Below are 19532 nucleotides of genomic sequence, written 5' to 3'. Positions count from 1 at the left end.
GGGGCCATTCGGTGTCGGTTACCGTCTGGTTGTTGGTGCTCGCGGCGATCGTGTACCTCTTCGGCCGCCGTCGGCGCCGACGGAACGTAATGGTCGTTGCGCAGTTGATCGGCGTCGCTGCGGTGTGCTTGGTGGTCGGTCAGGTCGCTTGGCAGTTACTCGATCCCTAGATCGCGTGCAGTTTCGTTCGATGTCGGATTGCGTTGTGGTGCAACAGATCGAAGAATTCTATGCGTAAAACGCGTGACGATCTCGATTTCTCCTTTCCTGACACCGTGCTGTGAATCGCCCTCATTCTTTTGAAACCGGCGATACACGGTGGTAAAAAGAATCGATCAGCATATTCCTTTGACGGTTAGAGGTTCGGACATGGCGCGCAAGACTCTCGTCCAAATGATCGATGATGTCGACGGATCGGTCATCAAAGAGGGGCAAGGGGAAACCATCGAATTCGGAATCGGTGGCAACCAGTACCGGATCGATTTGAACCTGAAGCACGCAAACGAACTTCACGAACAACTTGCGTTTTGGATCGAGCACGCAGAAAAGGTGTCCGGTCGTAAACCTCGTAAGGGATCCGGGTCCGCTTCCCGCGCCAAGACCGATCTTCAGGACATCCGAGCCTGGGCGCGGGAGAACGGTCACGAAGTGAGTGCTCGCGGACGAATCAGCCAGGACGTTCAGGCTGCGTACGAGGCCGCGCACTAGCGTCACCACCTGGTGTCTTTCGGATGCCCCCGCTGTGCAACAGCGGGGGCATCGTCGTGTCCGGGCACTATTCGGCGTCGCGTTCGGCCTTACCATTCGAGACCGACACTATCCCGAGTATCTCGGTCTCGGGCACGTCCGTCATCCACAGTTCTCGTGAATTCCACAGGGCAGAATTCGACGTGGGAATTCACCGTTCCGTCGATCGTCCCTTCGTGCATCGTTCCATCAGGTTCTGCCCACTCGGCGAACCGACGACCGCGAGGGGGACGAGTGTCGAATCAGGAATTGGGGGCGCGCGGTGAGGCCTTGGCCGCGCTGCATTTGGTCGACAACGGGATGGAGCTGATCGACCGAAACTGGCGGTGCAGACACGGTGAACTCGACATCGTCGCCCGTGACGGGGACGTCACGGTCTTCGTCGAGGTGAAGACGAGGTCGGGTACCGGATTCGGGACTCCCGCAGAGTCGGTGACCTACACCAAACAGCAGCGAATCAGACGGTTGGCTCTCGCATGGCTCGACGAACGCGGCGGCCCATGGGTGCGTATCCGGTTCGATGTGGTCGCGATCGTGATGAGCAACGACGGTGATCCCGCGGTCTCGCATCTGCGCGGGGTGTTCTGATGGCGTTGGGGCGCGCATTCTCGGTGGCCGTCAGCGGCGTGGACGGTCAAGTGGTCGAGATCGAAGCAGACATCGGACGCGGCTTGCCGGGAATTCACCTCGTCGGGCTGCCGGATACGGCACTGAACGAATCCAGGGACCGTGTGAAGGCCGCGGTCAGCAACTCCGGTGCCACCTGGCCGGACACGCGAGTCGTGTTGGCGTTGTCGCCGGCGACGCTGCCGAAAGTCGGATCCGTGTACGACCTGGCACTGTCTCTGGCGGTTCTCGATGCGGCGAAGCAGATCCCACGGCGATCCTCGGAAAGTGCGGTCTTTCTCGGGGAGTTGGCGCTCGACGGTCGACTACGAGGCGTGCGCGGAGTACTTCCCGCCGTCATGGCCGTCGAACGGGCCGGGTGGCAACGGGTGGTCGTACCGTCGTCCGCACTGGCCGAAGCCAGTCTGGTCGAGGGAATCGAGGTTCTGGGCGCGTCGTCGTTGACCGAGGTCGTCGCGTGGCTTCGCGGCGAGACGGTGCTCGATCGGGGTGTTCCGTCGGTACCGAGCGACGATGCCGTGTACCCGGACATGAGCGAGGTCGTGGGGCAGGAGGAGGCGCGGTGGGCACTGGAGGTCGCCGCAGCAGGCGCGCATCACATCATGCTGACCGGTCCTCCGGGTATCGGCAAAACGATGCTGGCGCAACGACTTCCCGGCATCCTTCCTCCCCTGACCGATGCGGAGTCGCTGGAGGTCACGGCAATCCACTCGGTGGCAGGAACGTTGACGGGGGATCGGCCGCTGATCACGGCGCCGCCGTTCATCGCACCTCACCACTCGACCACCGTGAGTGCGCTGGTCGGCGGTGGCACGGGAATGGCCAAACCCGGCGCCGTCAGCCGCGCACACAGGGGAGTGTTGTTCCTGGACGAATGCGCCGAGATGGGCGCGAAGACGTTGGAAGCGCTGCGAACTCCGCTCGAAGACGGGGAGATCCGGATCGCGCGACGCGACGGAGTTGCTCGTTACCCTGCACGGTTCCAGCTGATTCTCGCGGCCAACCCATGTCCGTGTGCGCCCGCCCGAAGTGCCGACTGTGTCTGCGCACCCACGGTTCGGCGAAAGTATCTGGGAAAACTTTCCGGGCCTCTGATGGATCGGGTGGATCTACGCATCGCGATGCAGGCGGTGGCGACGGGTGCATTGGTGGACGACGTGGGCGAGTCGACCGACGCGGTTCGATCACGTGTGACGGGTGCGCGAGACGCCGCAGCGGAGCGATGGCGTGAATTCGGATGGACGACCAACGCCGAGGTACCCGGGCCCGCACTGCGGCAGAAGTTCAGGTTGAGCAACGCCGCGCTGCGACCTCTCGAACGCGCCCTGCGCACCGGATCTTTGACGGCGCGAGGGGCCGACAGAGCACTTCGAGTCACCTGGACTGTACGATAGCGGATGTGCGAGTAGCGGTCTACCTTCGACAGTCCAGCGATCGCGAGGGCAACGAGTACGGGATCGATCGCCAGCGCGAAGATGTGCTGCGCTTTGTCGAGTCCCGCGGCTGGACCGTTGTAGACACTTTTGTCGACAACGATGTAAGCGCAACCAATCGCAAGCCTAGGCCTGCCTTCGAACGGATGCTCGCAGCGGCTGAAGCGAAGGCCTTCGATGTCATCGTGGCTCGACATCTGGACCGCCTGCTGCGGAGGCTGATTGAGCTGGAGCGGATCCTGGAGATGTTCCAAAGCACAGGTGTCAGTGTCATCACGTCCCACGACAGCATCGACACATCGACAGACGGCGGACGCACGAACGCGCGCATCATGGCATCCATCGCTCAAGGTGAGATCGAGCGGAAGTCCGCTCGCCAGCGCTCCGGGGTGATCCAGGCTGCGAAGCAGGGCCGCTGGGTAGGCGGACGGCGAGCCTTCGGCTACGAGGGTGATGGAGTTACGGTCCGTCCTGACGAGGCCGCGCTGATCGTCGCGGGCTACGCCGATCTGCTCGCTGGTGAACCGCTGACAGCCATCGCGAAGTCATGGAACGCATCCGGGATCATCCCGACGCAGAACAAGCGCGATGGTTCTCCGAATACCTGGACGCGCTCCGGCGTCCGCGATGTCCTGCTGAATCCGCGGAACGCTGGGCTGCGGAGGCACAGGCCCACTGGAGGGCAGGGTGAGTTCCGCAAGGATCCGGAATCCTTCGTGGTCGGAGCGGCCCAGTGGCCTGCGATCGTGTCGGAGGAGACGTGGCGCGCGACTGTTCGGATCCTGACCGCTCCGGAGCGTAAGCCTGTCGGGGTGCGAGGCCGATCGCTGCTGACCGGAGTCGCGCTGTGCGGAATCTGTGGCGCAACGGTTCACACCGGAGGCGCCCGCAGGCAGATACGGACGTATCGCTGCAGCGTGTCGGGACATCTGCAGCGCAAGGCTGATCCTGTGGACGAGTATGTGACCGATGTCATCGTGCAGCGACTGTCTCTCCCGGACGCGCTGGAAGTGTTCGCTCCGGCTGTCGAAGAGGGCACTCGCGATCTCTCCGCGGAAGCCGATACACTTCGGCGCCGCTTGGACGATGTGGCTGTGGACTACGCGGACGGGACGCTGACGCGCGATCAGTTCCGGACGGTGAACGATCGAATCCGCTCGCGTCTTGCGGAGCTGGAAACTGCGATGGCTACAGCTGGAGCCGCCGACACGATCGCGCCGCTCGTAATGAGTGATGACATCGCGCAGGCCTGGGCTGCGCTGACCACAGCGCGACAGTCTGCAGTAATCGACGCCCTGGCCGATGTCACGCTGCACAGCGCAGGCCGCGGGACGCGCACTTTCCGTCCGGAAACGATAGAGATCGACTTCACGAAGGCGCGCTCTGGCGGCTCCTCGAGTTAGTCCAGTTCACCTGGATTTACTGTCACACAACGGATTTCGATTCTAATCCGCCCCTGGACATCGTGAGACGTGGCGGGTAGCTTCGTGTCAGTTCGAAACGTTCGGACTAACAGCGGATCGATGACCCTCCGCACACTTTCTCCAGGGCCATCAGTAAGGGCTAACGGTGCCGAAGGCGCCGCGAATCCAAGGGCAGCGATAGCCACGCTGCCGCGTACTGATGGAGTTTCGATGTCCCACTCGACACCGGACGCAGGCGAAGTCCTGCTGACGAAAGCTGACATAGTGCGCAGGCATCAGGTCAGCCTTCGAACCGTGAACCGCTGGATCCACGATGGCAAGCTTCGGGCTTACCGCGTAGGCAACGGAGTTCGTATCCGTCCCGCGGATCTCGCGGAGTTCATCACGCCCATCGGCGGTGATTCGTGACCGCCTCGCTCGCGCGACCGAAGCTGCGCGAGCGCTCCGATCACATTGCTGCGCTCGTTGCTGCAGCTCCTCCTCTGACCGCGGCCCAACGAGATCGGCTAGTGGTGATCTTCAGTCCGAAGAAGTCGAATCACGTTGCAGCGCAGTAGCTACCGAACTCCCGAACACAGGCACTCCGCGTATAAAACTATCCCCAGCCGCGGCTGGCGACTGGGGATCAGGACACGAACGGGATTCGTTATGGATACAGATTACCTGGCAGTAGCTGCTGACACCACGGCGATGCTGGATCAGAAGCTTGCGGGCCTGCGGCTTCAGCCTGCGCACAGTTTCGACGCAGAGATGCCGATCTACGTGCTGGACGATGTTCGCTCGATGCCGGCCGATTTGCTGGCGGACGAGGCCTACGAGGCGCGTCGGAACTGGATGCGCGAGACGGGACGCTGGAGGCCTGGACGCGTCGAAATCTCCTCGTGCTGGAAGGCAGGGGAGCTGTTGCTGTACGCAGCGGAGTTCCTGTTGTCGGAAGGTCAGCGGCTGGCTGTGGACCCTGCACATATTCGCGAAGCGCTGACTCGCGCTGGACTCGTCTTCCGCGAACACGCTTGCGCACTGGGCCGCGATGTCGCGGACTCTGATGCAGAGATCGCAGCCACGTTCCGCATCGCTGGATGGTGGCTCGTGGACTCTCGCAAGGGGGCTGCGGCATGACGAGCAGTGAGGACGAACTATCTGCGGAGGCCCTCGTGAGGGCAGTCTTCGGGGACGAGATCCTGGAGGACATTCCCTCCCGTCTGCGAGGCCTCGCAGAGCAATGGGTCTGGGAGCGCGACTACAGCGGCGAGGATCCGCCCTGCGGCCTGAACTACGCCTCGTCAGTGCGTATCGGCAAGGCTGGACGGAAGGTGATCCTGGAGCATCTGGGCGAGATCACATCCGCGGATGATGCCCCTGCGTGGATCCGCACGCTGCGTAACCCTCCCTGGGATGACATGCAGGTGATGATCGATGCAGTTCACGCAGCGCAGCAGAGCCGGTTCGAAGACGCTTCGCGGCTGCAGGCACAGGCGAAGTTCGATGTCTCTGTCGCGAAGCAGCGGGAGAGGCTGAAGGCGGAACGTGCAGCGAAGGAGCAACTGCGGAGGGAGGAGGCGCGATCCACGCTCTCCGTTCGTGAACTGATCGCTCGCGATTCTGTTGCCGCTCTACTGGATTCGCCACTTCCTGATCCGCTGATCGAAGGTCACCTGGACGCAGGTTCACTGGCGCGCCTCGTGGGCGAGCCTGGCGACGGGAAGACAAACATCGCAATCGACATCGCGCTCGCGCTTGCGTCGGGTAGGCCCTGGCGCGGATCCATTCCGACTACTCGCGTGCGAGTTGTCTACGTCGCTGCCGAAGGTGGGCGCAGGCAGTTCGGAGAGCGTGTGCAGGCTGGAGTGAACAGGTGGAATGGCGGAGCAATGCCAGGTCCGGAATGGTTCACTCCGATCATGGATCGCCTGCAGATCCTGTCGGAGCGCTTCGATGAGTTGATCGAGATGTTCGATCCGGAGCTGGGAGGCGAGGCGGCAGGCCTGTTCGTCTTCGATACGCAGGCGAAGGTGACCGAAGGTGTGGACGAGAACTCCAATACCGAATCGGCGCAGATCGAGCGGCGCATCGCGGAGCTGGCGGAGCGGACCGGAGCCGCGGTTCTGCTGCTGCATCATCCGGCCTACGGAACGAAACGAGGCCGCGGCGCATCGGCTGTGACCGGCGCGATGGATTCGGAGTGGTTCGTCAGCCGGGACAGCGCAACGGGCATCGTGACGATGGAGACGACGAAGCAGAAGCATCATCCAGTCGAAGCGAAGTTTCTGTGGACGATCGAGCCGCAGACGATCGAGACGCGCGACGGGAAACGGTCGGCGCCTGTCGTGGTTCCTGCGGATCCGATCGACACGATGGAGCAGCAGAACGATGCAGACGATGCCGCGATGCTCGCTGCGATCGTGGCGCAGCCGGGACTCGCGCGAGGGAAATACGACAGCGAGAACCTTCCGCCGAATGTCGGCAGGGACGCTGCGCGTAAGGCTCTGGCACGGCTGGAGAGCGAGGGCCGCATCCACTCGATTCCTGGGCGGCATGGATCGAAGCTGATGCATCCCGGACCGTCCGAATCCGGCGCGTCGGAGGTCTTCGCGGCTGCGCCTCCGGAGCCTTCTTCACGTCGGAAACGGAGGAGAAAATGACTGTCCGTTTAGTCCGTTTCAGCTCGCGGATGGGTGGTCTGAAAACAAGGCTCCATACGCGAGCTGAAACGGACATTTCCGCGAGTGATCGTCCGCGAGCTGGAAACCGCTCTCCACCAGGGCCTATACCTCCAGCTCGCGGGTTCGCGGCAGCTCGCGGAACTACCCGCGGACTAGGTGGTCAGGGCAGTTCGCGGGTTCGCGGGGGGGCTTTAAGCCCCGCGGAGCCGCGAGCTAACCGGTCCACTCCCACTTTCAAGATCAGAAACAACTCCCGGAGCACCCGGCTCCGGTCCAACGAAGGGAACTGAAAATGACGCACACAACTACCGCTGTTGACTTCCAGCAACACGAGGCACAGGTTCGCGGGATCGTGCCGGTGGATCCGAAGGCTCCGACCGCCTGGGTGGTCTACGACAACGATCCGAATCAGCCGCATCGTGTCGCTGCCTGGATGGATGCGATCGCTCCGGGAGGAGTGCGCGTCTTCGTTCCGATGTTCGCTGTGGAGTGGGACGAACGGGAGGCCCTGGGATCTGCGCGCGGCGCCTACCAGATGGGAACGAGCAACTACCGGATCACGACGAACGGCGAGCAGGTGAAGTGGCTGCGCTCTTCGAAGGCGCAAGGCTGACTCCGGGTGAGCAAGAGACGAATCCCGCTGTCCGGGCTGAAGCAGTTGCAGGAGGAGATTCCGTCGATGCCTGCTGCAGCGTGCAAGGGCAGTGATCTACGCATCTGGGAGTCGGAGCTACTTCGCGGCGAGACGCGACCGGATCGCAAGGCTCGCCACGAACAAGCGCTCCGGATCTGCAAGGGCTGCCCGGAGCTGGAGGAGTGCAGGGCCTGGGCCTCGTCGCTTCCGCTGTCGCAACTGGGCGGCGTGATCGTCGCTGGAGAACTGCGCAGGCCGCACCGGATCTACAACCGAAACAACGAGGAGACGAAATGATCGCATCGGACAGCTTCCTGGATCCGGCTGCAGCAACGTCGCTGCAGAACGGACGCACGCTCTACATCCAGCAGATGCGGCTCCGGGTGAAGCGGCTCGCCATCGAGACGGACTCCATCATCGATGGAGCGTTCCGCGATCTGTTGCAGCAGGAGGCCGCGGAGCAGCGGCCTACGAAGGCGCAGCACGAGCGAGCCGCGGACGCGATGCTCGCGATGGTTGCGCAGTGGTTCCAGGAGCATCAGCCAGTAGTGACTGCGGACGATCCCACGGATGCGCCTGTGGGAACTCCGCTCCGGCGCCCAGACGATCGCCAGCGGATCCAATCGGATCAGGCGGTACTCGGACCGCTGATCGCTGTCGGTTACAGCTACGAGGGCGCGCAGGAGCTTGTCCGGCAGACATACGCGCGCTTCGCCCAGGGCCTCGCGCTCGCGACGGAAGGGGAGCGGCAGGCGCAGATCCGGTTCCTGCGTGCTCGCGCTGCAGGCTGGCACGCTCACGTCTCGCCTGGGGAGGACGATGCGCTCGTTCCGCGGGAGACGTGGAGGGAGCAGTTCATCCGCGAGCACTCCGAACCGAACGAGGCGGAGCAGTGATCCAGCGGATGAACGGGCACGTTGTGCTCGACGGTGCGAGTGCGGAACTCGTCGCCCAGGCGCTCGATGTGCTCGATACCAAGCAGCAGGGGCGCCATCTCTCGCCGGAGCTGGAGCTGATCCGGCGCGCGATCCGTGATTCTGCCACTGGCGCGGACGCCAGTTCGAACGCCAGAACGCCAGTGGTGCAGTGGATTACGGATTCCTCCGTGGTTCACTGCGAGGATGAGCTACTCGACAGCGCAGCCGCAGCGCGACTTCTCGGGATCAGTCCGAACGGACTCCGCGATCTCCGCAGGCGCGGACGGCTCGCTGGAGTTCTGCACGGAGGACGCTGGGCATTCCGGCGATCGGTCGTGGAGCAGTTCAGAGCTTCGCGAACTCGGTAAGGCAATCGCTGGAGCACATCGTGGGCGCTGACTTCAGAGTGATCCGCGGCGTGGAGCTGGCGAAGGTGGGCCGCTGGGAGATCTCGACAGGTACCTGGGATGTCTCGACTGCGGATCTGGAATCGGCTGTGGCTGCACACGCAGCCGGTATCGGACGCAGGCCAGTGATTCGCCTGGGTCACATCGATCCGCGATTCGACGGCACTCCTGGAGTCGGATGGGTGGATGGGCTCCGGCTCGCTGACGGAGGCCGGACGCTGATCGGTGACCTGCACGGAGTTCCTGCCTGGCTTGCGGCCTCTATGCGCTCTGCGTATCCCTCGCGCAGCGTCGAAGCGCTCCAGGACGTGAAGGCCGCGAACGGTGAGAGTTACGCGCTCGTGCTGACAGGCCTCGCGCTGCTGGGCGCGACAGAGCCAGGCATCGGAACGCTGAAGGATTTGCGCGATGTCCAGGCTCTCTACTCCGGAGGGCGGATCGCAGCCTCTGGACGCGCGATCCAGCTCGTCAGGGCATCGGCGCCGAAGCCGGAACCTACTGCGACACAGCGCGCAGCTCTCAATCTCGCGGCCTCGCGCCGCAGGGCGCGAACAGCGCAACGGATCCTGCACAACCTTCTAGGAACGGAGTAGCAATGCCGACACAGAATCGCGTCTACGAACCGGGTAGGAACATCACCGGACGCGCGACTGCCGCAGTGACGAACCGGAGATTCGTTGCCATCAGCGGGAACCGCCACGCGAGCGGAAACGTCTCCATCGCTCCGGCTGCTGCTGGCGCTCGTGTCTTCGGAGTCGCAGCAGACGATGCCGCGATCGGTGACCTCGTGAACGTGCTGCGCGACGGAGTTGTGCGAGTGGACGCAGGCGCAGTCATCGCGGCAGGAGCTGCTGTGGAGGTCGGAGCTGCTGGCAAGGCGGTAACCGCGGCCTCCGGAACTGTCGTCGGCTTCGCGCTCACCGGAGCCGCGAACAACACTGTCGCTGAAATCGCGTTGGTCTGAAGGGATTCGAACAATGGTCAATAGCCTCACTCCGGTCCTCAATAACCGGACCATCTCCATCGATGCGATGTTGAATCATCCGACCCTGCTGCGAGATCGCATCGCGAGCCAGGCGGACAAGGGCCTGATTGCTCCCGTCTTCTTCACTGTCGCTGGCGCTCGTCTGGAAGGCGGTGGAGCGATCTACAGCACTGCCAAGGCTGCGGATCTCTACACAACGGACCGCGCGGAACAGCGCGCTCCGGGCGGTGAATACAAGGTGCTCGACGGTGCTCCGATCGAACCGAAGCTGGCGAAGCCGCAGGACTGGGGAGGCAAGGTACAGATCCTGGAGGAAGAGGTTCTGCGCAACAACGCTTCCGCAGTGGATCTGAAGGTGGATCAGCTCGCGAACGAGGTCGCGCAGCAGGTGGACGAAGCGGCGCTGGAGGCCTTGGAGGAGGCTCTGGGCGCGGAGAACACGATCACCGCAGGCGCATTCTGGGCTGACACGATTCTCGACGGTGCGACTCCTACGCCTCCGTCCGAACGTCCGACTGCTGACTGGAGCGCAGGACAGCTCGCTTCGGATCTGCAGCGGCTGGGAGTCAGACACAACGCGCTGATCGTTCCGCCTTCGGCTGCGCACAACCTGCGCATGATCTATCAGGACCGGCTGGAACAGGTGCTGAAGTCCGCGGGACTGGAACTCATCACGAGCGTCCGTATCGACGTGAACTCCGCCTACCTCCTGGAGAAGGGCGCAGCAGGCCAGATCGTGTTCGAAGTTCCACTGACCACGAAGGTGATCGAGGAGCCGGGAACACGTTCGAAGTGGATTCAGACGTACTGCGTGCCTGCGTTCGCAGTGGATCGTCCGTTCGCGGTCAAGCAGATCACCGGAATCACGGTTTAGGGAGGACTGGACATCATGGCAATCACATTCGATGACGCAGCGCAGAAGCGACTGCTGGAGGCTCTGGGCCTTCCCGATGACGAATCCAATCCGGAGACGGTTCTGCTCGCGGTGGAGGACGCTGTGACTACTCCGGTAGATCCGGCAGTGGCTGCAGCAGCTGGCGCCACGATCCCCATCGACATCGTGAAGTACGAAGAGCTGAAGGCCGCGGCTGCACAAGGTGCGACGATCGCAGCGGCTGCAGCCAAGCGTGAACGCGAGCAGAAGATCACCGATGCCATCAGGGAGGGCCGTCTGGCTCCGGCGAACGCTGACAAGTGGCGGACCTTGCTGGAGCAGTCTCCGGAGGCCGCGAAGGTGCTCGCGTCGATGCCGGTGACCATTCCCGTAACGGAGATCGGTCACAGCGACCCTGGCACCGATGGCGCCGCGGAGGAGCCTACGGGCTGGATCCGCTAGAGCTTACGGATCAGCAGCTGTTGGGCCCTCCTGTCCCTGGCGCAGCTGCTGATCCGTAACCGTCGCACTCTGGCCACGCCCTCCTATGCGGAGCGCTGGGATGCGACATCAGGAGCGCAACGCAGCTGGTGGAACAGCCGCGGATCGCTCCGAACATCCGGCTCCGGACGCGAGCACGTAGACATCAGATCCCTACGTGAGCGCTCCGGAGCCGGATTCCGTTGTGCAGCAATGCTTTCCGTGTTCCTCTGACCAGCAGCGATGCCGCAATGGGCCAGTTTGGGCCTCTGACCTGGGGATTTACCGGAGGGGGCGGGGGACACCTCATCAGCGGTACGTGTCCAATTTTTGTTGTGAACGACCCTAGGCCCAGCTGGAGGCGCTGAATAGGGCTGTCATGCAACGGATTTGATGAAATCGATCCCGTTGCGAGGCAACGGATTTCAGTCCTTCAGTAGCTGGCCAACTCTGGCCTTGCTGATGCCGCAGGCCTGGGCGATTTCGGTCCAGCTGGCTCCGGCAGCAGCCGCGATCCGGACTCGATCACGGATCCGCGAGTTCACTCGCGATGTCATCTGCTCCAGCGTTCGACGCTCACGCTGCAGTTTCGCGATGTCCGTCTGCAAGCTCATGCCCTACAGGATAGTCGCACTATCCGGTTCCTGACCTGGGCCTAGGCCTCGTCCGGTCAGTCAATCAAATGACACGTTCATTCGAACGGATGAATGTCGCGACGAGCGTTGCGCGTGGGCGGATTTTGTCGGACGCTGCTGGCACTCTGTCCTGCATGTGGTCAACAATCGCCATCGCTGTCGTCACTGCGGTTCTGCTGTGGTTGGGAGAACCGGTGCGACAATTCTTCGCGCGGCGCGATGACCGGACAACGCTGAAAGCGGATCTGGATCTCTACATGGAGCTGACAGATGAGTTCGCGAGCAAAGCGCAGCTTGCCGCGAGTATCGACGCGAGGGTCCGCGAGATGGCAACGCTGCCGGTAGAGACGCCGGAAACGCTGGCTGATGTCGCAGAACGGTCCGCGAGAGGGTGGCGCATAGTGATCGCCGGAGCCATCATCTATGTCCTGGGTGCGATCCTCGTATTCATGCCGGATGCGGCGCGGGATGCACTAGGCGCCAGTCAGCTTGTATTCCTGATCGCCGCGGTGGTGCTGTGCCTGATCGGCGGTGCGGTTCTGCTTTACGGCAGGTCTGTGATGCGGAAGGCGGATACAGCCAGGCGAGCGATGGTGACGGCTTCGACTTCAGACTTGTTCGATGAGTTCTTCCAGCACGTCAGGGACCACCTGGAACCGGGGCTGCGCCGGAACGAAACGGACGCCTCCGGCGACGGTGCCTGACCGGACGGAGCTTCGCCCTGTGTCTTGATGCTCCCAGTGGAGCGCTCCCAGTTGACCCGCTGACCGTTCCATCCCACGCCCGATAGCCGCTCACGCATGGGAGCGTGAGCGGCTGTCAGGTGACCGCGGCTCCGGTGATCGGACGAGGCCGCGGCTCCGCGCGCCAGGTCACGCGGATTGTCAGCACTGCAACTGGGCGCGGTCGGTTTACGTCGGACTCGCGCAGATAGCGACGTGGATCAGCTATCTAGGCCTGGGTGATCCGCTCGACTGCATCGAGGACGAGCTGCGGATCTGCGTAGGCGAGGAACTTCAGCGCTTCCCAGAGGCGAGTGCGGTCCAGCGGCTCGACTGCTGCGAGCGCAGCGTGAGTGTCGTCGGAGTTCACGAGACGTACCAGCCCAGCGCAAGGATGATCCTGCAGACGGCGACGAGGACGTTGTAACCGGCGATCAGAACGAGCAGGACGAACAGTGCCGTGATGACGTCGTGAACGGCTCTGTCGGTGGGCCTGGATAGACTTCTGTCAGGGTGCATCGGAACTCCTATTCCGTTGTGCTTAGGCCTTGGATTCGGGAGGGAAGCCCGATCCAAGGCCGCTTTCGTATGGCTGCGACTACCGCCATCTAGGGACACTGCGGGTGTCGTGGACGCTCAGCGATCTCGGAGGGAGCGACGCGCCGGGCCTGGAAGAAGTAGGAGCGGCATTGGATTTCAGGGACAGGGGTATCTCGTGAGGACGCACGATCCGCGAAAACTGGCCTGGGCGTACCTGTCTCGGGCCGCGCAGGGCCCACACCGTCCGCTGCTGGACTTCGCGCTGTCCGCCGGACCCGAGGAGGCTCGAGCGGCGGTCGTCGGCGGCGCGTTGGGTGAGCGGCTCGCCGTGCGGTCGCACGTCGACACGGCAGCCGCCGACCTGGACCTGATGGACACACTGGGTGGACGATTGGTGACTCCGGACGATCCGGAATGGCCGATGTGGCGACTGCTGGCGTTCGACGGCGCCGGACTCGGCGAGGGTGCCGATCGGTGCGGGCCGTGCGCGTTGTGGGTCCTCGGCGCCACACCCGTCGACGAACTCGTGGAGCGGGCCGTCTCGATCGTCGGCACCCGAGCGGCGACGGCATACGGGGAACACGTCACCGCCGAGATCGCGGGCGATCTTGCCGTCGACGGGTGGACCATCGTGTCGGGTGCCGCGTTCGGAATCGACGCAGCCGCGCATCGTGCTGCCCTCGGCGTGTCCGGCAGAACGGTCGCCGTACTGGCCTGCGGCGTCGACCGTGCCTATCCATCGGGGCATTCGAGGTTGCTGCAGAGGATCGCCGACAGTGGTGCGGTCATCAGCGAGTACGGGCCCGGTACTACCCCGGCTCGCCATCGCTTCCTCTCACGCAACCGGATCGTCGCTGCTTTCGGATCCGCGGTCGTCGTCGTGGAAGCGGGGTGGAGGAGCGGTGCACGCAACACCGCAGCCTGGGCGCACAAACTCGGAAAGCCGGTGCTGGCGGTGCCAGGACCCGTCACCTCCGCGTCGTCCAAGGGGTGCCACCGGATGATTCGCGAAGGTGAGGCGCGCCTCGTGGCCGACGCCCACGACGTCGTGGCCGAAGCCGGGCCGTCCGGGGAAGTCGGAGAAGGTCGTCCCTCGATGTTTCGTGACCTCGACGCGTTGTCCGACAACGCCTTGCTGGTGTACGAAGCGCTGCCCGCAACAGGAACGCGCTCCCCGCAGGAGTTGTCGGAGGCATCGTCCGTGCCCGTCGCGAAGGTGCGATCGGTGTTGCCGCTGCTCGAACTCGAGGGTTTCGTCTCCAGTGACGACACCGGCTGGTTCCGGCTGGTGCGGCCATGACGACGTCGGGACCGGTAGCCTATTTAGGTAATACTTACTCACCGATCGCACGAGACAGCTCGGAAAGGCTGAAACCACGTGGCACGCGAGAAAACTGTTCTGACCGTCCTCCGTACCGAGGCCTTGACGCCCCACATGCATCGGGTCTACCTCGGCGACCCGGGCTTCGACGGATTCACGCCGACCGACTTCACCGATTCCTACGTCAAGCTGATCTTCGGTCAGGGTGACGACGAGGTGCTCAGGACCTACACGGTCAGATCGGTCGACACTCGGAAGCGCGAGATCGCGATCGACTTCGTCGTGCACGGTGACGAGGGTGTTGCCGGTCCATGGGCAGCACGCGTGCAGCCCGGGGAACAGATCGGTGTGTACGGCCCGAACGGGGCCTACCGTCCGAAGCCCGAGGCGGACTGGCACCTACTCGCCGGTGACGAGTCCGCGATCCCGGCGATCGCCGCGGCGGTCGAATCGCTTCCCGAGGACGCGATTGCCAAGGTGTTCGTCGAGGTCGCAGACCGCAAGGACGAGATCTACTTCGAGACGCTGGCCGTCGTCGACGTCACCTGGGTGCATCGGGGCGCCCCGTCCAACGAGGTGGAGGACGACAAGGCAGGGGACAACGCTCCGCTGATCGAGGCCGTGAAATCGACGGAGTGGTTGCCGGGCCGCGCCCAGGTTTTCATTCACGGCGAGGCGCAGGCCGTGATGCACAACCTGCGTGGATACGTCCGCAAGGAACGCGGAGTGCCCGCCGACTGGGCGTCGATCTCCGGGTACTGGCGTCGAGGACGGACCGAAGAGAAGTTCCGTGAGTGGAAGCGCGAGTTGGCTCAGGCCGAGTCCGGCGCATCTGCCTGACGCCCGCGCGTCCGCTTGCCGACGGGCGCCGCGGCGGAGAGTCTTACGAGTATGGATGCCTTGCCGACGACTCTGAGAGTCCATCTCGACGAGTACGCGGAGTATCTGACACTGGGTCGCGACCGTTCGCCGCACACGGTCCGTGCTTACCTGCGCGACGCCGAATCGCTGCTGAACTACGTCGTCGGCGTGAACGAGACGAGTGAACTGAGTGGGCTCGACCTGCAGGTGCTTCGATCCTGGCTGGCCTCGCAGGCCCGAAGCGGGGCGGCCAGAACGTCGTTGGCTCGACGGACGTCGTCGGCGAAATCCTTCACGGCCTGGTGCGTCGGAACAGGCCGAATGAACACGGATCCAGCGCTGCGACTGTCGGCCCCCCGGGCAGGGAGGCATCTTCCGTCCGTTCTGAAGCAGAACCAAGCCGACGAAGCGATGTCGTGGGCGAAGGTCGGAGCCGAGGAACTCGATCCGATCGCCGTGCGGGACCGGCTCGTCGTGGAGCTGCTCTACGCCACCGGAATCCGCGTCAGCGAGCTCTGCGGACTCGACATCGGTGACGTCGACGATCAGCGTCGGGTGGTCCGCGTGATCGGAAAGGGGGACAAGGAGCGGTCCGCGCCGTTCGGTGGGCCGGCGGCGGAGTCGTTGAACCAGTGGCTCGCGCACGGACGCCCGGAGCTCGCCACGGAGCGGTCCGGCGGCGCGCTCCTGCTGGGACGTCGTGGGGGACGGTTGGATCCGCGTCAGGCCCGCACGGCCGTGCACGAGGTCCTGGCCTCCGTGCCGGGTGCACCTGACCTCGCCCCGCACGGGTTGAGGCATTCTGCAGCTACCCATCTTCTCGAAGGGGGAGCCGACCTGCGGGTGGTGCAGGAACTTCTCGGGCACTCGTCACTCGCCACCACTCAGATCTACACCCACGTGTCGGTCGACCGTCTGCGCGCGGTCCACGACAGGGCGCATCCGCGGGCGTGACCTGCTCGCCGCGTGAGCGCTGCCACATGCTGATTCGCAAGTGTTTGGTAGCGTCGTAGGAAACAGACCGCTTGCGAAGTATTCCGGGCTCGAAGAGATGTCGTGTTCGGATATCCGGTGTCCTTCCGGCACTGCCGTGAGTGACACAGAACATGCCCATGATTGTGGAGACGGGGGGACCGTGGACCGCGAGCACACGCACGGCGCATCGACGTGGTCGATACGTGCCCAGACCGGCTCGAACGGTGCAGCTCGACCCAGCACCACGCCCGTCGAGCCGGTACGCACCGCTCACCAGGCTCCGTTCACCGGGACGTCGATGAACGGGGAACGTCAAGCGCCGCCCTGGCAGACTCCGCGCGGTTCGGAACGGCAGCCCGCGCCGCCCAGGTTCACGTCGCCGTCCCAGCCCGACGCACCTGCGCCGCCCGCTGACAGACCGCCCGCTGCGAGACCGTCCGCGGGCACCCCGCGTCCGGAGGAATGGACCCCGCCGTGGGCGCCGGGCCCGGCCGGTACTTCCGACGACCGCGATCGCGGTGGGTTCCCCGGAGGCCAGCCGCACGACCCTCGCTTTCAGCCGACCAGTCAGGATCTCGCCCCAGACAGTTTGCTCCGCCGACCCAAACGTGCGTCCACCTCCGGGTGGCGCCGGGGCGTTCACCGGCTCACCGGCGGCGTCATCAATCCAGGCGAGTCGACTGCCGAGGAGCGCTACCGCAACCAGGTGGAACGCATTCGGCAGCCCGTGCTCGGTGACTACCGCATCGCCTTCCTTTCCTTGAAGGGCGGCGTCGGCAAGACGACCACCACGCTGGGTCTCGGTGCCACCTTCGCGTCGCTCCGCGGGGATTGTGTGATCGCCGTGGACGCGAATCCGGATTTCGGCACGCTCGGCGAGAGAGTTCCGAGGCAGACGTCGTCCACCGTGCGCGATCTGTTGGCGGACGCGCCGAACATCCGCCGGTACTCGGATATCCGTGCCCACACGTCGCAGGCTCCCAGTCGGTTGGAAGTCCTTGCCGGAGAACGTGATCCTGCCGCGTCGGAGATGTTCGGCGAGCAGGACTACCGGTCCGTCATCGAGATGCTGCAGGTGTATTACAACCTGATTCTGACGGATTGCGGTACCGGGATCATGCACTCGGCGATGAACGGTGTGCTTCAGCTCGCCAACGCGCTCGTGCTCGTGTCTTCACCGGCCGTGGACGGTGCTCGGAGCGCCGCCGCCACCCTGGATTGGCTGCAGCTGCACGGGTACGGCCACCTCGTCGAGCGCACCGTCGTCGTCATCAGTTCGGTCCGTCCCGGTTCGTCTGCCGTCGACATGAACTTGTTGACCCAGCACTTTCTGGAACGGTGTCGTGCCGTGCTCGTCGTGCCGTTCGACGAGCACCTGGCCGAGGGCGCTGTCGTGGACCTCGATCTGTTGCGACCTCAGACCAGGGCTGCCTTCGTCGAACTCGCGGCAATGGTCGCGGATGATTTCCCCGCTGCGTCGGGCCGTCATTCCGGACCGAGCTGGCGTTAGGACGTCAGCGGCTTGAGTCGAACGGGTGCACGTTCGACGAGGACGGTCGGATCCAGATAGTCGCGTCCGCGACGCACCCCCCAGTGAAGGCATGCTCCATCGCAGCCGGGGTGTTCTGCTTCCAGAACCCCGATCACGTCGCCGCGTCCGACCCGGGTACCCGCGGACGTCGCCGCACGTACCGGCTCGTACGTGGTCCGCAAGCCACTCGGGTGATCGATCGACACCACGGGCTTGCCCGCGACGGTTCCGGCGAAGACGACGGTTCCTTCGCCTGCAGCCAGAACGTTCTGTCCGTCCACGCCCGCGAGATCGACACCCCGGTGACCGGGTAGCCAGTCGTGCTCGGGTGGGTCGAACGCGCGGAGCACGTGCGGGCGGGGTGCCAGCGGCCACGTGAATCCGGTGCCGTCGGCACGGGCCGGCGTTGCGCCTACCGGTGGAAGGACGGCGACCACGAGGGCAATGGTGACGAGAAGAGTTGTCGCTGAACGACCGACGAGTTTTCGCATCGCCTCAGCGTGCACGACAGGTCAGCGCCGACCGACGCCGTGAGGCTCTGCCTGTGGATAGCGAAATCCTTCATCCACAGGCTTGTATGCGACTGTCGTCGGAGGCCGGTTATGACCAGGGGCGCGGACGTCGTACACTGTGTGAGCGACCTGTGCCTGCACGGGTCGACTTCGCGCGTCCGCGTAACGCAAGTATCCACCTCGGTGGCACGTACTTCGTAACCGGTTGTCGGCGGTCCCGCATCGATGCGAGCGGGTCCGGCAGCCAGCGGTCGCCAGGGCAGAGGTCACACGGCACTCTGCGTCAACCGGCAATCGAAAGAGAGTTATTCAGCCATGGCTGTAGTAACCATGAAGCAGCTGCTCGACAGCGGCACACACTTCGGACACCAGACCCGTCGCTGGAACCCGAAGATGAAGCGATTCATCTTCACCGACCGCAACGGCATCTACATCATCGACTTGCAGCAGACTCTGACCTTCATCGACAAGGCGTACGAGTTCGTCAAGGAAACCGTCGCTCACGGTGGCACGGTTCTGTTCGTCGGCACCAAGAAGCAGGCGCAGGAGTCCATCGCCGCCGAGGCGACCCGCGTGGGAATGCCCTACGTCAACCAGCGCTGGCTCGGTGGCATGCTCACCAACTTCCAGACGGTCCACAAGCGCCTTCTCCGCCTCAAGGAGCTCGAGGCGATGGAGCAGACCGGTGGCTTCGAGGGACGCACCAAGAAGGAAATCCTCATGCTCACGCGTGAGATGACCAAGCTGGACCGCACCCTCGGTGGTATCCGTGACATGGCCAAGGTTCCCTCGGCCATCTGGATCGTCGACACCAACAAGGAGCACATCGCCGTCGGTGAGGCTCGCAAGCTGAAGATCCCGGTCATCGCGATCCTCGACACCAACTGCGATCCCGACGTCGTCGACTACCCGATCCCGGGCAACGACGATGCAATTCGTTCCGCAGCCCTGCTGACCAAGGTCGTCGCCTCTGCAGTGGCCGAGGGTGTCCAGGCTCGCGCGGGCCAGAACACCTCGACCGACGCGAAGCCCGAGGTCGGCGCAGGCGAGCCCCTCGCCGAGTGGGAGCTCGAGCAGCTCGCTCAGGCTTCGCCCGCTGCCGAGGCTACGCAGGAAGCAGCTGCCGAGGCTCCGGCCGAGACGCCTGCTGCGGAAGCACCTGCAACACAGGCTTGATCGAACGGGTCCTGGGCCGGGGGATACACCCCGCCCAGGGCCCTTCGCGCGTGACGACCCATACCCAC

24 protein-coding genes and 1 pseudogene are annotated in these 19532 nt (G+C 64.2%); 21 read left to right on the top strand and 4 right to left on the bottom strand.

Annotated features, from left to right (window positions below; translation table 11 throughout):
• Positions 1-369: 369 nt before the first annotated feature.
• The 15 genes and pseudogenes from H292_RS0102400 (at position 370) to H292_RS26680 (ending at position 11173) form a co-directional block, all read left to right on the top strand.
• Complete coding sequence (locus tag H292_RS0102400) at positions 370-708, top strand: histone-like nucleoid-structuring protein Lsr2 (RefSeq protein WP_019664252.1); 339 nt, start codon at positions 370-372, stop codon at positions 706-708.
• A 273-nt stretch (positions 709-981) separates the two neighbouring features.
• Entirely contained in the window at positions 982-1335 is a 354-nt protein-coding gene (locus H292_RS0102395; RefSeq protein ID WP_020110310.1) for a YraN family protein, read from the top strand.
• Positions 1335-2762, top strand: a pseudogene (locus H292_RS26695) (YifB family Mg chelatase-like AAA ATPase); the annotation flags it as partial. The gene H292_RS0102395 and the pseudogene H292_RS26695, both read left to right, overlap by 1 nt.
• An 11-nt stretch (positions 2763-2773) precedes the next feature.
• Positions 2774-4210: a recombinase family protein gene (locus H292_RS0102385; protein ID WP_196806146.1), complete on the top strand. Its 1437-nt coding sequence runs from the start codon at positions 2774-2776 to the stop codon at positions 4208-4210.
• A gap of 231 nt (positions 4211-4441) precedes the next feature.
• The gene (locus H292_RS28315) at positions 4442-4639 is read left to right on the top strand and encodes a helix-turn-helix domain-containing protein (protein WP_020110307.1); all 198 of its coding nucleotides are present in this window, start codon (positions 4442-4444) and stop codon (positions 4637-4639) included.
• Between the two features lie 240 nt (positions 4640-4879).
• The gene (locus tag H292_RS0102370) at positions 4880-5350 is read left to right on the top strand and encodes a hypothetical protein (protein ID WP_020110305.1); all 471 of its coding nucleotides are present in this window, start codon (positions 4880-4882) and stop codon (positions 5348-5350) included.
• Positions 5347-6873 carry an AAA family ATPase gene (locus H292_RS0102365; RefSeq protein WP_020110304.1) on the top strand — a complete coding sequence of 509 codons (1527 nt, stop codon included), beginning with the start codon at positions 5347-5349 and terminating at the stop codon, positions 6871-6873. Before H292_RS0102370 ends, H292_RS0102365 begins: the two co-directional genes overlap by 4 nt.
• Positions 6874-7186: 313 nt before the next feature.
• The gene (locus H292_RS0102355; protein WP_020110302.1) at positions 7187-7507 is read left to right on the top strand and encodes a hypothetical protein; all 321 of its coding nucleotides are present in this window, start codon (positions 7187-7189) and stop codon (positions 7505-7507) included.
• Positions 7508-7513: 6 nt separating this feature from the next.
• Positions 7514-7825 (top strand): WhiB family transcriptional regulator, encoded by a 312-nt coding sequence (locus tag H292_RS26685; protein ID WP_020110301.1) that lies wholly within the window; start codon positions 7514-7516, stop codon positions 7823-7825.
• Positions 7822-8424, top strand: coding sequence for a hypothetical protein (locus tag H292_RS0102345; RefSeq protein WP_020110300.1), 603 nt, complete (start codon positions 7822-7824; stop codon positions 8422-8424). The genes H292_RS26685 and H292_RS0102345 overlap by 4 nt, the downstream gene beginning before the upstream one ends.
• Before the next feature lie 8 nt (positions 8425-8432).
• On the top strand, positions 8433-8813 hold the full coding sequence (locus tag H292_RS28835) for a helix-turn-helix domain-containing protein (protein ID WP_155949751.1): 381 nt from the start codon (positions 8433-8435) through the stop codon (positions 8811-8813).
• A 20-nt stretch (positions 8814-8833) separates the two neighbouring features.
• Positions 8834-9445, top strand: coding sequence for a hypothetical protein (locus H292_RS0102335; RefSeq protein WP_037187884.1), 612 nt, complete (start codon positions 8834-8836; stop codon positions 9443-9445).
• A gap of 2 nt (positions 9446-9447) precedes the next feature.
• A complete protein-coding gene (locus H292_RS0102330; RefSeq protein WP_020110297.1) occupies positions 9448-9816 on the top strand; it encodes a capsid cement protein in 369 nt (122 codons plus the stop codon).
• A 13-nt stretch (positions 9817-9829) separates the two neighbouring features.
• A complete protein-coding gene (locus H292_RS0102325) occupies positions 9830-10711 on the top strand; it encodes a major capsid protein (RefSeq protein ID WP_020110296.1) in 882 nt (293 codons plus the stop codon).
• Positions 10712-10726: 15 nt separating this feature from the next.
• Positions 10727-11173, top strand: coding sequence for a phage protease (locus H292_RS26680; protein WP_020110295.1), 447 nt, complete (start codon positions 10727-10729; stop codon positions 11171-11173).
• Positions 11174-11616: 443 nt separating this feature from the next.
• Here H292_RS26680 and H292_RS0102315 read toward each other — a convergent pair whose 3' ends face one another.
• Positions 11617-11805, bottom strand: a complete 189-nt coding sequence (locus H292_RS0102315) for a hypothetical protein (RefSeq protein WP_020110294.1) — start codon at positions 11803-11805, stop codon at positions 11617-11619.
• Positions 11806-11960: 155 nt separating this feature from the next.
• Between H292_RS0102315 and H292_RS0102310 the strand changes: the two genes are divergently transcribed.
• On the top strand, positions 11961-12530 hold the full coding sequence (locus H292_RS0102310) for a hypothetical protein (protein WP_155949750.1): 570 nt from the start codon (positions 11961-11963) through the stop codon (positions 12528-12530).
• A gap of 247 nt (positions 12531-12777) precedes the next feature.
• Here H292_RS0102310 and H292_RS28035 read toward each other — a convergent pair whose 3' ends face one another.
• Both H292_RS28035 and H292_RS28030 read right to left on the bottom strand, forming a co-directional pair.
• A complete protein-coding gene (locus tag H292_RS28035) occupies positions 12778-12918 on the bottom strand; it encodes a hypothetical protein (RefSeq protein WP_020110292.1) in 141 nt (46 codons plus the stop codon).
• A complete protein-coding gene (locus H292_RS28030; protein WP_020110291.1) occupies positions 12915-13067 on the bottom strand; it encodes a hypothetical protein in 153 nt (50 codons plus the stop codon). The genes H292_RS28035 and H292_RS28030 overlap by 4 nt, the downstream gene beginning before the upstream one ends.
• Before the next feature lie 196 nt (positions 13068-13263).
• On the opposite strand from H292_RS28030, the gene dprA reads away from it, so the two are divergent.
• From dprA to H292_RS0102280, 4 genes are all read left to right on the top strand, one after another.
• A complete protein-coding gene (dprA, locus tag H292_RS0102295; RefSeq protein ID WP_020110290.1) occupies positions 13264-14388 on the top strand; it encodes a DNA-processing protein DprA in 1125 nt (374 codons plus the stop codon).
• A 78-nt stretch (positions 14389-14466) separates the two neighbouring features.
• Positions 14467-15249 carry a siderophore-interacting protein gene (locus H292_RS0102290; RefSeq protein WP_020110289.1) on the top strand — a complete coding sequence of 261 codons (783 nt, stop codon included), beginning with the start codon at positions 14467-14469 and terminating at the stop codon, positions 15247-15249.
• Positions 15250-15300: 51 nt separating this feature from the next.
• Positions 15301-16224, top strand: coding sequence for a tyrosine recombinase XerC (locus H292_RS0102285; RefSeq protein WP_019664247.1), 924 nt, complete (start codon positions 15301-15303; stop codon positions 16222-16224).
• A gap of 181 nt (positions 16225-16405) precedes the next feature.
• Complete coding sequence (locus H292_RS0102280) at positions 16406-17755, top strand: MinD/ParA family ATP-binding protein (RefSeq protein ID WP_020110288.1); 1350 nt, start codon at positions 16406-16408, stop codon at positions 17753-17755.
• On the opposite strand, the gene H292_RS0102275 is transcribed toward H292_RS0102280, so the two are convergent.
• Entirely contained in the window at positions 17752-18267 is a 516-nt protein-coding gene (locus H292_RS0102275) for a M23 family metallopeptidase (RefSeq protein WP_020110287.1), read from the bottom strand. The two genes, H292_RS0102280 and H292_RS0102275, sit on opposite strands and share 4 nt — an antisense overlap.
• A 336-nt stretch (positions 18268-18603) precedes the next feature.
• Between H292_RS0102275 and rpsB the strand changes: the two genes are divergently transcribed.
• Positions 18604-19464 (top strand): 30S ribosomal protein S2, encoded by an 861-nt coding sequence (gene rpsB / locus H292_RS0102270; RefSeq protein WP_019664244.1) that lies wholly within the window; start codon positions 18604-18606, stop codon positions 19462-19464.
• Positions 19465-19532 lie beyond the last annotated feature (68 nt).

Source organism: Rhodococcus sp. 114MFTsu3.1 (assembly GCF_000383555.1).
GTDB lineage: Bacteria > Actinomycetota > Actinomycetes > Mycobacteriales > Mycobacteriaceae > Rhodococcoides > Rhodococcoides fascians_E.
The sequence above is the reverse complement of the archived record's forward strand: the minus strand, read 5'-3'. Positions and strand labels throughout refer to the sequence as shown.